Genomic DNA, 11,988 nt, shown 5'->3' with positions numbered 1-11,988 from the left:
ACCAGGTTCGCCTCGGCCCGCTCGAGCGGCTGGTATCCGACTTCGTCGACCACGAGGACGGCGGGGCGAAGGTAGCTGGTGAGCTTGCTCATCAGTCGGCCCTGGTCCTCGGCGGCTTTGAGGTGACGGACCATGTCGTCGAGGCTGGTGAAGTAGATCGAGTAGCCCGCTCGGCAAGCCGCGACCGAGAGAGCGACGGCGAGGTGGGTCTTGCCGACTCCCGGCGGTCCCAGCAGGGCGACGTTGGCCTTGTCTTCGACGAAGGACAAGGTGGCCAGGTCTTTGACCTTGCGCGGTTCGAGTTCGGGCTGGAAGGAGAAGTCGTAGTCCTCGAGCGTCTTGTGATGCGGCAGCTTCGAGAGCCTGAGGCCTATTCAGGCCCCTCTCTGTATCACCTCCCCATTGGTGGAGGCTGCATTGGGGGAGGTGCCACCTGTGACAGGTACACATCTTTCGTCTCCGGCTTCAACAACTCCTTCTCCTCGCATAAAGTTCTCGCCCCCGCTAGAAAGTGAGACTCAAAATAAGCCGCATTCGGCATGAGCTAAGACCGCATCCTATGTGCATTTCGGGCACCACATGTTTGTCCGCAGTGCCGCAGTGGCTCGCTGTGAGTACCGGATGCTCTTGTTTGATGCACCGCGCCAGATTGATCCTCTGCCTATCTGGTCCATCAAAGCCAGGATCATGCCAGGTGTTCAGAGATCGTGGAGGTAGCCGACTGCCCAGAGGCTACGTTCCTGGACTACAGAATCAGCCGACGAGGAGGGTAGGGATTGGCAATGCCGCCCGCCCATAGTGCGACAGACCTGCGCACCGAGGCTTCACAAGCACCGGGGGCACCGGTGTCTCCTGTCGATGCGCAGCTCGTGGGTCCCCGAGGCTGGATAGGCTCACACCGGGCCAGTCAGGGGGCAGGTTGCGAACAACGGGATCACGCAGCTGCTCGGCGAGGTCCCGATAGGCGCCAGCGGGGCAAGCCGCTGCCCGGATCGTGACAGCTCCACCTGTGGAACTCGGCACAATAAACCGCCAGAGTCGCAAATCTTCCTGTCTGCCCTCACCGGACTCGCTTGAATAGGAGTTGCTCAATGACGTCTACTTTTATCGGCAAACTAGCCACTGTGCATGCGCAAGCTCAAATGACGGGCTGGGATTTTTCCCGCCTCGATGACCGAGTAGTCTCACAAGAGCCACCGTGGGACTTTGAGGCTGACTGCAGGGAAGCGCTCGGCGAGGTGGCACGTGTAATAGACATGGGGACTGGTGGTGGAGAACGTCTCATTCGACTGGTCAATTCAATCGGCTGCGAGCGAGCAGCGGGTTTGAGAGTTACCGCAACCGAGGGCTGGGAGCCGAACATCGGTCTCGCTCGCCGGAACCTTTCCCCTCTTGGCATCGCCGTGGTCGCGTACGATGCCGAGAAGGGTGATCGGATGCCGTTTGACTCCGACTCGGCGGACCTCGTTATGGCACGACATGAAGCGGTCGATGCCATGGAGATCGCCCGCGTACTTGCTCCGGGCGGGGTGCTCCTCACGCAGCAGGTTGATGGCCGTGACGCGCATGAGCTGCGGTCGTGGTTCGGAGGGGAGCCCTCGTATCCAGACTCCACACTGGATGCCCTCTCAGCTGCTTTCGAGTCAGCCGGACTGGTGATTGACACAGCAATGGAGTGGTCTGGAAAGATGACGTTCAAGGACACAGAGACCCTCGTTGAATACATGGGCCTGGTTCCCTGGGATGTCCCTGGCTTCCGGGTTGAGGATAACGCTCAAAGATTGATCGACCTAGAGATGAGCAGGCCAATTATCGTATCACAACGCCGGTTCCTGCTTTACGCGAGAAGACCAGCCGCTTAGCTTGTCGTTTAGCCTCGTCTGTCACCCGACCTGCTGATCTGCGGTGTTTCCGGAGACGGCGGAGGCGGCCGTTTTCCACGCTTCGAGATGTCGAGTCAGGAAGCTCCGGAGAACGGCCGCTGTGTATGAGTCTGCCTGCCGGGGTGTCCGGACGCGAGGCGTTGGGTGTGTTGTCCCGCCTTCGTGTCGAGTTCTACGACTGCCTGTATGCCTGGGCTGACGGGCCCTTCGAGCTGACCGGCGCGGTGCTGTGTGCGGACGGGCCGGTGAACACCCTGGTCGAGCTGTCTTTGACAGCCGGGCACCGGCGTGGACATGGCGCGTTGTATGCGGGGTTGAACCGCGGCTGGATTGAACCGATGCGTCTGCGCCGCGCTTTGGCCGGCCTGCCGTTTGCGAGGACGGCCGACGGGCGGATCGTGCTGGCCGTGGACGTGAGCAACTGGCTCCGTCCCGACGCTCGCACCAGCGACGACCGGCTATTCTGTCACGTCTACGCCCGTGGCAAGGACCAGTTCGTCCCTGGCTGGCCGTACTCCTTCGTCGCTGCTCTGGAAACAGGCCGCACCTCCTGGTGCCGGGTCCTGGACGCACAGCGGCTCGGACCCGCGGACGATGCGACACTCCTCACCGCCGCCCAGCTCCGCGAGGCCGTTCAACGCCTGGTCCACGCGGGACACCCGAAATCCTGATCGTGATGGACGCCGGCTACGACGTCACCTACCTCGCCCACGTCCTGCGGGACCTGCCTGTTGTGCTGCTCGGACGACTGCGCTCGGACCACCTTCAGCAACCGTTCGAACTGCCGCATCCGCAGACCCGTGAACGTCTCCACCCACAGTGTCACCATTAGTACTGCAACCGCATGTGGCGTGACAGGTCGCCGTCTTGGTCGTTGGGCTGACTGTGTGATGAATCGCTGACGGTCGCGCAGATCGAGGACTGGTCCGATGGGATGGCCGGTCTCCATGCCCGGTTCGCGGGCCGTTTTGGCAGGTCGGAGCCGCGTGAGCGGGCTCTGGACTACCTGTCCACGTTGCTCGCGCCGCTGGAGAGGAAGAACGGGTGGACGCTGGCTGAGCAGGCCGGCCAGCGTCGCCCGGACGGTTTTCAGCGGCTGCTGAACTTCGCCGACTGGGACGAGAACGCGGTCCGTGACGACGTCCGTGGCTTCGTCATCGAGAGGATCGGCAGCAAGGACGCGGTCCTGATCGGGGACGGCACCGGGTTCCTGAAGAAGGGCATCAAGTCGGCCGGGGTCCAGCGGCAGTACTCCGGCACGGCCGGGGCATGTATTTCAATTACTGCTCGGTGTCGGAGTGTTGGCGCGACAATGAGGTGTGACTGCGGGTACGTCCGCTCGAGCCTCGGTTGTGGCTTTGAGAGCGAAGTTCGATCAGTTCCTTCCTCATCTCGATGAACGGCGCCGTCGGATCTACCTGGCCAGCGAAGCCGCCGCGCTTGGCCACGGCGGGATCACCCTGGTGGCGGCAGCCTCCGGCGCCAGTGCGACCACCATCGCGCGCGGGATCGCCGAGCTGTCCGGGCTCCCCTTGCCGCCTGACCGGATCCGGGCTCCAGGAGCCGGCCGTAGGCCGGTGACGGTCACCGACCCCGGTCTGCTGTCCGCGCTTGAAACTCTGATCGAGCCGACAACCCGCGGTGATCCGGTCTCGCCGTTGCGTTGGACCACGCTCTCGCTGCGGTCCCTGGCCTCGGCGCTGACCGCTCAGGGCCACCCCGTCAGCGCGGCGACCGTCGGACGCCTGCTGCACGCCGCGGGATACAGCCTGCAGGGCACCGCCAAGACCACCGAAGGCGCCAGCCATCCGGACCGGGATGCCCAGTTCACACACATCAACGCCACCGCCACGGCCTTCCTCGAAGACAACCAGCCCGTGATCAGCGTCGACACCAGGGCCAAGGAGTGGCTCGGCAACCGCGACCGACCCGGCCGCATCTGGCGGCCGGGCAAGAACCCCATCCGTGTCGACTGCCACACCTTCATCACGAGCGACCAGCCCGTGGTCATCCCTTACGGGGTCTACGACATCGCCCGCAACACCGGATGGGTCAACGTCGGGACCGATCACGACACCGGCGAGTTCGCGGTGGAATCCATCCGCCGATGGTGGCAGCAGCGCGGCCGGGAGGATCACCCGGATGCCGGCCGCGCTGCTGATCACCGCCGACTGCGGTGGTTCCAACGATCCCCGCCGCTGGACATGGAAGAAGCACCTCGCCGCCTTCGCCCTGGAAAGCGGACTGGAGATCACGGTCTGCCACTTCCCACCGGGGACATCGAAGTGGAACAAGATCGAACACCGAATGTTCTGCCACATCACCGCGAACTGGCGCGGCAGGCCCCTGCCCAGCTACCAGGTCGTCATCGAGACGATCGCCGCCACGACCACACGCACCGGGCTCAAGATCGGCGCCGAACTCGACACCGGCCGATACGACCTGGGCACCACAGTTACGGCCGCCGAGTTCCATGCCCTGCCGATCACATCCGTGAAGTTCCCCCGTTGATGTGGACACCTGGACACTGGGACATGTGAGCCCAGGGGAGGCAGTGTCAGGTGGGAAGTAAGTACACGAAGCGGTACACGGCTGAGTTCAAGCGGGACGCGGTCGCGCTGGTCGATTCGACCGGGCGGACCGTGACGGAGGTCGCCCGGGAGCTGGGGGTGAGTCCGGAGTCGTTGCGCGGCTGGTACAAGCGCGGCAAGGTCGACCGTGGCGAGGGCCGGCCCGGCGAGCTGGGGAGTGCGGAGCGTGAAGAACTGAAGCGGCTGCGGAAGCTCGCCGCCGAGCAGGCCCGGACGATCGAGGTGCTGCGAAAAGCCGCGGTCTTCTTCGCGAAGGAAAGCGACCGGTGAGCGAGACATACGCGTTCATCGAGGCGGAGAAGACCACCCACCCCGTCGCTTTCCTGTGCCGACTGCTGGAAGTGAACCGTTCCTCTTTCTACGCCTGGCTCGCCGGAGCCCAGGCCTGCGCTGTCCGGCGGGCCGCTGACGATGCCCTGGCTCACGAGATCAGCGTGATTCACATCGCTTCGAAGCACACCTACGGTGCTCCGCGTATCCATGCTGAGCTGCGAAGACTCGGGCGGCGGATCAACCGGGAACGTGTCGAGCGGGTCATGCGCGAGCACGGCGTCACCGGCCACACCCGGCGCAAGCGCCGGGGTCTGACCCGGCAGGCGAAGAAGGCCGTGCCCGCCGCGGACCTGCTGGGCCGTGATTTCACCGCCTCCGCACCGGGCACCAGGCTGGTCGGCGACATCACCTACATCCCGACCGGCGAGGGCTGGCTTTACCTCGCCACCTGGCTCGATCTCGCGACCCGGGAAATCGTCGGCTACTCCATGGCAGACCATCACCGCGCCGCTCTGGTCGTCGACGCCCTGCACATGGCCGCCGCCCGGGGCCGCCTGAAATCCGGATGCATCACGCATTCCGACCGCGGAAGCGAGTACACGTCAGAGGAACTCCACCGCGAGATAGGGCGGTTGGGCTTTCGGCAGAGCATGGGACGAACCGGATCTTGCTACGATAGCGCCGCGGCCGAAAGCTTCTTCGCCGTCCTCAAAGAAGAGATCGGCACCCGCTCCTGGCCCGACCGGGCCACCGCCCGAGCGGAGATCTTCACCTTCATCGAAACCTTCTACAACCGTCGCCGTCTCCGCAAGCACCCCGACTGGGGTTACCTCACCCCACTCGAGACACGGCAGCGGCACGAACAAGACCACACCCTCGCAGCGTAAGAAACAAGTGTCCAAGAAAGCGGGGGAACTTCATCCCACGCCTTCCACGGCGACTGGAACTACACCCTGGCACCGGTCGCACCCCGGCCTCCTGAGTAGGCACCGACCCGGCAGCGGATCGATCCCGCCCTGACCGCGATACTCACCGACCCGGCCCTGACCGGCATGTCACGCTCCGACTTCGACCGCCTGGTCGCCATCTCGGAACCGTACTGGGACGCCCTGGCCGAGGCCGCATTCCAACGACGCTTCCACCGTCCACGCAGCCACCTCCACCCGCAGACCAGCAGCCTCGACCACTACCACCGCCTGCTGACCGCCCTGTTACGCCGCCGCAGAGCCATCACCAGCACACTTCTGGCCCAGCTCCTGAACGTCAGTCGCACCAACTTGTCCAACCAGTTCCAAGACGGCCACCGACTCCTGGACCTGCACCGCGTCGCAGTCACTCCGCTACTCGGAGCCCCTGCCCGCACCCTCGCCCAACTACAAGCCCGTCTGCCATCACGCGACGACACCTGCGCAGATCAACTCTGACAGTTATTCAGATACAAGCCCCCGGACGCACGGAGAACTGTCAGATCGGCACGTTCCTGGCCTATGCCTCCGCCGCGGGCCGGGCCTTGATCGACCGCGAGCTGCATATCCCGGTCTCCTGGACGGATGACCGCGAGAGGTGCCGGGCGGCCGGTATCGGTGACGAGGTCCCGTTCGCCACGAAGATCGAGCACTTCAAGTGGATGCTTCAACGCGCGATCGACGCCCGCGTCCCCTTCGCCTGGGGCACCGCGGATGAGGCATACGGCCAGGTCAAGCACATGCGGGTATGGCTGGAGGAACGGCACGTCGCCTACGTTCTGGCCACCAAGGTCAACGACACCGTGACCCGCGCCGACGGTACCGACGCCGAGGTGCGTGACCTGATCACCGCCCTGCCCCGGCAGGCACGGAAGCGGATCTCCGCCGGGGCGGGTGCGCACGGCGAGCGGTTCTACGACTGGGCCCGGATCGTGATCCGTCCGGAATGGGAGGACGGATTCGGGCACTGGGTCCTGGCCCGCCGCAGCATCAGCGACCCCGCCGACATCGCCTATTACGTCTGCTACGGGCCCGTCACCTCCCGGCTGAAAGACCTGGTCAGGACCGCAGGCGCGAGGTGGCAGGTGGAGGAGTGCTTCCAGACCGCCAAGGGCGAATGCGGCCTGGACCACTACCAGGTCCGTCTCTACCGGGCCTGGTACCGGCACATCACCCTCGCGATGGCCGCCCTCGCCTACCTGACCGCCATCCGTGCCGCGGAAGCCACAAAAGGGGCAGCGGAGACGACGGGCAAGACCTCATACCCCGCAGCGTCCCGGAGATCCGCCGGCTGATCGGGCACGTCGTCATCACGCCCCGCTGCCACCCCAACGAGCACCGCCTGCGCTGGTCACACTTCCGACGCCGCAGCCAAGCCCGAGCCCAACGCTGCCACTACCAACGCCGAGGCCACGACCCCCACATGCAGTTGCAGTATTAGAGCGTCCGCCAGTAGGCGGATGAAGTGGTGCAGGCACGGTCCCCGATCATGGAGTTCTCTACGCTTCATGATCACTCGGGGTGTCCGTGCCTGCTGTCCCATCATGCCTGCTCAAGCCTGTTCGCGACCAGTTCCTGGCCCTGCTGCCTGAGCGTGAGGACCGCCATCCGCTGGGCTGTCACAACCCGCGGATCCCGGATGAGGTCGTCTTCGACCGCCTCGTCCAGGTCCTCGTGTTCGGCTGTGGATACGAACGCGCGGTCGACGAGCACTGCTCCGCCACGACCCTGCGGCGTCGCCGGGACGAGTGGATCAAGCTGGGAGTCATGGAAGACCTGCGCCTGCTGGTCCTGTCCTCCTGCGACCGCATGATCGGCCTCGAACTCGACCACCTGATCGCGGACGGCTGCATCACCAAGGCACCTGCCGGCGGTGAGTGCGCCGGAAGAAGCCCGGTCGACCGCGGTAAACAAGGCCTCAAACGTTCACAGCTGACCGAGGCGCACGGCATACCCCTGGTCACCGAGCCCGCACCCGCGAACACCCGCGACCACACCCTTCTCCCTGCCACGCTGGACGCGTACAGAGATCCCGGGAAGGTTCCGGGGCCGTTGCCGGAACACCCACGGCCCGGCCTGGACGCGGGTTACGACTACCGCCCCGTCCGCGACGACCTGGCCGGACGCGGCACCGACGCACGGATCACCCGCCGTGGGGAGAAGGTCCCGATCCAGGCCGGCGGGCGATGGGCCGTCGAGCGCACGAACTCCTGGATGAACAACTGCGGCAAACTCCGCCGCCGCACCGAACGACGCAAGACCACGATCGAGTTCTACATCGCCCTGGCCTGCATATTCGTCACCGTCCGCCACCTCATCCGCCAAGCCTGGACCCACCACCGATGGGACACACGACCCCGCACGCCACGCATCCGATGACCTACTGGCGGACGCTCTTACTCGTCTCGTCATGTTCGGCGTCACCGACAAGCGGGCGTACGTCTTCCACGGGGCGGTCACCGTGGCCGCGATCAGTCTCTGGCTCCGACCGGCGTGAAGCTCCCCGTTCAGAGGTCCTTGGCGCCCGGGTAATGGCGGCGGAGGTCGCTGAGCACGCGCTCGTCGACCGCCCTGACGTCCCACAACCCGCTGTCGAACTCGGTGAGGACGACCACCAGCTCGTCCCCGGCGAACCCACAAGCTTCGGCGTCGATCAACTGGAGGAAGGGGGTCGTCAGCGACAACAGCGTCAACGTGTCCATGCCGGATTCGGCGGAGCGTCTCTCCATCTCGACACAGCGAGGATCGACGATCTCGTCGAGTTCGACGCGCCAGGTCAGGTCCAGGCCGAAGCTGCCGAGCCGAACCAGCAGCTCGGCCAGGGTCACGTAGTGCTTTCCGTGCCAGGCAGGAAACGTGATCCCCTTCATCCTCGCCTCCGCTTCGGCTGTGTAGCGGGACATGCGGCCCCCTTCGTTCAGCGAAGACTAGGCCACACCCCTGATCGGCTCACACGACCCATCGGACAGCCCCTAGTCCTGCCAGAAGAAGAGCAGAGCGTCGACCGTGAGGGGGTTCCGTCCGCCGAAGTAGTAGACGCAGAGGTCCGTGACCCGGATCGCTCCCGTCTCCCCGTCGATCCAGCGGAAGCCCGCCGATTCGAGCGCACGCCGGGCGGCGTCGGGAGCGTCCTCCTCGGCGGTCGCGAACGGGCCGAGGGTGCTGATCAGGAGGCGGTCCCCGCCGATCTCGATCACGTGGTACGTCCCGTCCCCCTGCTGGTTGTCCTCGCCGCAGGAGACCGGGGGCTTCGGCGCGAGGCCGGCCGCGGCGAGGGCGGCCGTCGCCCGGCGGAGCTGGTCGTCCACGTCGGGACGGGCGGGCGGCTCGGCGCAGACGGCCTCGATCCGCCACCGAGGGTCGCTCAGGCGCTGGCACCCCGGACCGTACTCGTGGACGATCGCACGGCGGAGCTCCTCGTCCAGGCCCTCGACCTCGACCCGGGGGCGCCCCAGACGGTCGTAGACCGCGCGGGCCTCGGCCCTGTCCTCGGTGAGGCCGTACAGCGCGTACGCCGCCCAGACCTTCGCCTCGGTGGTCGGCGCCTCTTCGAGGTAGGCACGCAGACGGTCCGCGTCGGTCGCGAGCGACTGGGCGGCGTACGCGACCCGCCGGTCCGGGTCCGCGAGTGCGTAGGTTACGTCCTCGTCGGCGCGGTACCGCATCCGGACGCGGAACTCCCGGTCCTCGGGGCGCTCTTCGCCGAGTCGGGCCAGGATCTGGTCCGCTCCGTAACGGTCCACGAGTCCGTCCAGACCGGCATCGCCCGCGTCGCGGGCGCTCTGCTGCGGCGAGGCGGCGAGCGTCGCCAGTCCGCGCGCGGCCGAACGGTCGCCGAGCAGGTCCCGCGCCTTCAGGAAGGCCTCTCCCATGCCGTACAAGGTGTCGCACGCACGGTCCTCGTGTCGCAGCCACGGCAGCAGCTCCGTCCGGTCGGCGAGCAGGTCGAGGAGGGCCCTGCGCACCTCGGGAGTGTCCTGGGGATCCTGTACGCACGCGATCAGCCCGGGCACATACCGCTCGGGGACCCGGCCGGTCAGCGCGATCACGCACGGCCGGCGCCGCCACCACGGGTTCCCGGGGTCCGCCACGTACTGGGCGAGTCTCTCCGCGTCGACCTCCCGCAGACCTGCGGTGTCGTGGAATCCCGCCTTCGGTATCAGGGCGTCGATGCTTCGCATGCGGGGATGCTACTGCCCGGGCAACGCCCTGAGCAGGCCTGTTTCACCGGAGCTCGCACGCTCTGCCCGATGGGCACACCATGGACCTATGACGCTGTCCGGCGAGCGTGGCCTCGCCGTCGTCGAGGCGCCGTCCGTGCTCGGGTTGCGCCCGTCCGGGGTGCAGGAGCTGCCGGATGCCGTGCTCGGCGGAGTGGCGAGGGTCGCACGGATCGAACCGCCCGCGTACGACCCGGTGCGGGACTCCGGGACCGGGGTGCTCAACCCTGGCGGGATCGCGCGGTACTCCGTACGGCTGGCGGACGTCGTAGGCGAGGTGCTCGACGCCGGGCGTTTCCCCGTCGTCCTGGGCGGCGACTGCAGCATCCTGCTCGGGAACCTGCTCGCCCTGCGGCGCAGGGGACGGTACGGGCTGCTGTTCCTCGATGGACACACGGACTTCTACCAGCCGTCGGCGGAGCCCACCGGCGAGGTCGCGTCGATGGAACTCGCCCTGGCCACCGGGCGCGGCCCCCGGACCCTCGCCGACCTGGAGGGGCGGGGGCCGCTGGTGCGGGACGAGGACGTCGTCGCGTTCGGGTTCCGGGACGCCGACGAGTCCGCCGCGGCGGGGAGCCGGCCGCTCCCGCCGCGGTTGTACGCCCTCGCCCTCGACGACGTGCGCGCGGCCGGCGCGGGTGAGGCCGCGCGCGGCGCCGTCGCCCGGCTCGCCGAGCGGGACGGGTTCTGGATCCACCTCGACGTCGACGTCCTCGACGACGCGATCATGCCCGCCGTCGACTACCGGCAGCCCGGCGGGCTGAGCTGGGCCGAACTGGAGGACGTGCTGAGGACGGCCCTGGGCCACGAGCGTGCCGTCGGGTTCGACGTCACGATCTTCAACCCGCGCCTCGACCCCGAAGGGTCGATCGCCGGCCGCCTGAACGACTGCCTGCTGCGGGCCCTGGCGGTCGAGGACCCGCCGGTCTAGCGCTCGGGGGCTCTGGCCGCTCGGGAGGTCTGCGGCCCGCGAGGTCTAGCCGCTCGGTAGGCCTGCGGCCCGGGAGGTCTGGAGACCGGGAGGTCTGCCGCCCGGGAGGTCTGGATCCCGGGAGGTCTGGAGACCCGCCGGCCCGGGGCCGGGTGGGGGACCGCACCCGGACGGGTTCGAGCATGGCGCGGCGACCCGGCCACCGTCAGCGACGTCCTCCCCGCCTGCGGCGTATCCAGATCCCGGCGGCGGCTCCGGCGAGTGAGGCGACGGCGAGCCCGACCGTGGTCAGCCAGGGACCCCAGATCTGCTCGTCCTCATCATCGACCGTGGATCGAGGGGTCGAGGGGGACCGGGAGGTCTCCGGAGCCGGCGGTGTCTCCTGCGTTCCCGGAGGAGTGTGGGTCGGCGTGGCCGCGGCCACGCCCGGAACCGACGAGGCACCGGGCGACGAGGGAACTGCCGCAACCGTCACCTGCCGCTCGGCGTGTCCCAGTGCGGGCTGTCCGGCTGCGACGGTGACCTTCCAGATGCCGGTCGGCAGGGCTTCGGCGGTGGTCCAGTCCGTCGGGCGGGCGCCGCGGACGAGCCTCCAAGGGCCCACCGTACGGCGGCCGTCCGCGCTGACGGCGCTGACCAGCGCGGCGACCTGCTCGTCGACTGCGTCGCCGTCGTTCTCCCAGGTCACCTCGGTCAGGACGTGGCCGTCCCGGTGACCGGTGATGACCACTTCCAGGTTGTCGCCGTGTGCGGCGGCGGGCTGCGGCAGGGCGAGGCCGAGGACGAGCGCTGCGGTGAGGAGGAGTGCGGGTCGGGTGGCGGTGTGCATGGCGGTGCTCCGGTCCGGTGCTGGAGGGAAGGCATGGGCTTACGCGGTGGGGCTGACGAGGCATAACGCGCGCGAGGCGTAACACGCGCGAGGCGTAACACGCGCGAGGCGTGGCGCCGCGAGGCACGAGGCTTACGGTGCCTGCGGTGCCTGCGGTGCCTGCGGGGCCTGCGGGGGGGGGGGCTTGCAGGGCCTGCGGGGCGCAGGGGCCCGGGAGGGGGGGGCGCCCGACCGCGGGCCCCCCCCGGGACCGCGCGGGAGGGGCGTTTGGGGCGGCGCACCCCCCCCCCCCGGGG

General features: G+C 67.7%; 9 protein-coding genes and 5 pseudogenes. 10 read left to right on the top strand and 4 right to left on the bottom strand.

Annotation, left to right across the window (positions count from 1 at the left end; genetic code table 11):
* Nucleotides 1-371 (bottom strand): annotated as a pseudogene (locus tag ACFQ79_RS05480) (ATP-binding protein); the annotation flags it as partial.
* A 720-nt stretch (nucleotides 372-1,091) separates the two neighbouring features.
* On the opposite strand from ACFQ79_RS05480, the gene ACFQ79_RS05475 reads away from it, so the two are divergent.
* From ACFQ79_RS05475 to ACFQ79_RS05435, 9 genes and pseudogenes are all read left to right on the top strand, one after another.
* Nucleotides 1,092-1,862 carry a class I SAM-dependent methyltransferase gene (locus ACFQ79_RS05475; protein ID WP_383579509.1) on the top strand — a complete coding sequence of 257 codons (771 nt, stop codon included), beginning with the start codon at nucleotides 1,092-1,094 and terminating at the stop codon, nucleotides 1,860-1,862.
* Between the two features lie 125 nt (nucleotides 1,863-1,987).
* Nucleotides 1,988-2,688 (top strand): annotated as a pseudogene (locus ACFQ79_RS05470) (transposase); the annotation flags it as partial.
* 129 nt (nucleotides 2,689-2,817) lie between these two features.
* Nucleotides 2,818-3,150: pseudogene (locus ACFQ79_RS05465) on the top strand (transposase); the annotation flags it as partial.
* A 52-nt stretch (nucleotides 3,151-3,202) separates the two neighbouring features.
* Nucleotides 3,203-4,385, top strand: a pseudogene (locus tag ACFQ79_RS05460) (ISAzo13 family transposase); the annotation flags it as partial.
* A 59-nt stretch (nucleotides 4,386-4,444) separates the two neighbouring features.
* Nucleotides 4,445-4,744, top strand: coding sequence for a transposase (locus ACFQ79_RS05455; RefSeq protein WP_383579508.1), 300 nt, complete (start codon nucleotides 4,445-4,447; stop codon nucleotides 4,742-4,744).
* The gene (locus ACFQ79_RS05450) at nucleotides 4,741-5,634 is read left to right on the top strand and encodes an IS3 family transposase (RefSeq protein ID WP_383579507.1); all 894 of its coding nucleotides are present in this window, start codon (nucleotides 4,741-4,743) and stop codon (nucleotides 5,632-5,634) included. Before ACFQ79_RS05455 ends, ACFQ79_RS05450 begins: the two co-directional genes overlap by 4 nt.
* A 165-nt stretch (nucleotides 5,635-5,799) precedes the next feature.
* The gene (locus ACFQ79_RS05445; protein ID WP_383579506.1) at nucleotides 5,800-6,171 is read left to right on the top strand and encodes a hypothetical protein; all 372 of its coding nucleotides are present in this window, start codon (nucleotides 5,800-5,802) and stop codon (nucleotides 6,169-6,171) included.
* A gap of 23 nt (nucleotides 6,172-6,194) precedes the next feature.
* Nucleotides 6,195-7,007: pseudogene (locus tag ACFQ79_RS05440) on the top strand (IS701 family transposase); the annotation flags it as partial.
* Nucleotides 7,008-7,239: 232 nt separating this feature from the next.
* Nucleotides 7,240-8,091: an IS5 family transposase gene (locus ACFQ79_RS05435; protein WP_383579517.1), complete on the top strand. Its 852-nt coding sequence runs from the start codon at nucleotides 7,240-7,242 to the stop codon at nucleotides 8,089-8,091.
* Nucleotides 8,092-8,219: 128 nt separating this feature from the next.
* Here ACFQ79_RS05435 and ACFQ79_RS05430 read toward each other — a convergent pair whose 3' ends face one another.
* Nucleotides 8,220-8,615 (bottom strand): hypothetical protein, encoded by a 396-nt coding sequence (locus ACFQ79_RS05430; protein ID WP_383579505.1) that lies wholly within the window; start codon nucleotides 8,613-8,615, stop codon nucleotides 8,220-8,222.
* Nucleotides 8,616-8,684: 69 nt separating this feature from the next.
* On the bottom strand, nucleotides 8,685-9,893 hold the full coding sequence (locus ACFQ79_RS05425) for a hypothetical protein (protein ID WP_383579504.1): 1,209 nt from the start codon (nucleotides 9,891-9,893) through the stop codon (nucleotides 8,685-8,687).
* A gap of 88 nt (nucleotides 9,894-9,981) precedes the next feature.
* Here ACFQ79_RS05425 and ACFQ79_RS05420 point away from each other — a divergent pair, with 88 nt between their 5' ends.
* Nucleotides 9,982-10,863 carry an arginase family protein gene (locus ACFQ79_RS05420; protein WP_383579503.1) on the top strand — a complete coding sequence of 294 codons (882 nt, stop codon included), beginning with the start codon at nucleotides 9,982-9,984 and terminating at the stop codon, nucleotides 10,861-10,863.
* Between the two features lie 205 nt (nucleotides 10,864-11,068).
* On the opposite strand, the gene ACFQ79_RS05415 is transcribed toward ACFQ79_RS05420, so the two are convergent.
* Nucleotides 11,069-11,692, bottom strand: a complete 624-nt coding sequence (locus tag ACFQ79_RS05415) for a hypothetical protein (RefSeq protein WP_383579502.1) — start codon at nucleotides 11,690-11,692, stop codon at nucleotides 11,069-11,071.
* Nucleotides 11,693-11,988 lie beyond the last annotated feature (296 nt).

The sequence above is a fragment of the Streptomyces sp. NPDC056480 genome (genome assembly GCF_042795405.1).
In the GTDB taxonomy this organism is placed as follows: Bacteria; Actinomycetota; Actinomycetes; order Streptomycetales; family Streptomycetaceae; genus Streptomyces.
This window is presented reverse-complemented; position numbering and strand designations above follow the sequence as displayed.

Coding starts and splice junctions, on each gene's coding strand:
- ACFQ79_RS05475 (WP_383579509.1), top strand. CDS start 1,092: ATGACGTCTACTTTTATCGGCAAACTAGCCACTGTGCATGCGCAAGCT.
- ACFQ79_RS05445 (WP_383579506.1), top strand. CDS start 5,800: ATGTCACGCTCCGACTTCGACCGCCTGGTCGCCATCTCGGAACCGTAC.
- ACFQ79_RS05430 (WP_383579505.1), bottom strand. CDS start 8,615: ATGTCCCGCTACACAGCCGAAGCGGAGGCGAGGATGAAGGGGATCACG.
- ACFQ79_RS05425 (WP_383579504.1), bottom strand. CDS start 9,893: ATGCGAAGCATCGACGCCCTGATACCGAAGGCGGGATTCCACGACACC.
- ACFQ79_RS05420 (WP_383579503.1), top strand. CDS start 9,982: ATGACGCTGTCCGGCGAGCGTGGCCTCGCCGTCGTCGAGGCGCCGTCC.
- ACFQ79_RS05415 (WP_383579502.1), bottom strand. CDS start 11,692: ATGCACACCGCCACCCGACCCGCACTCCTCCTCACCGCAGCGCTCGTC.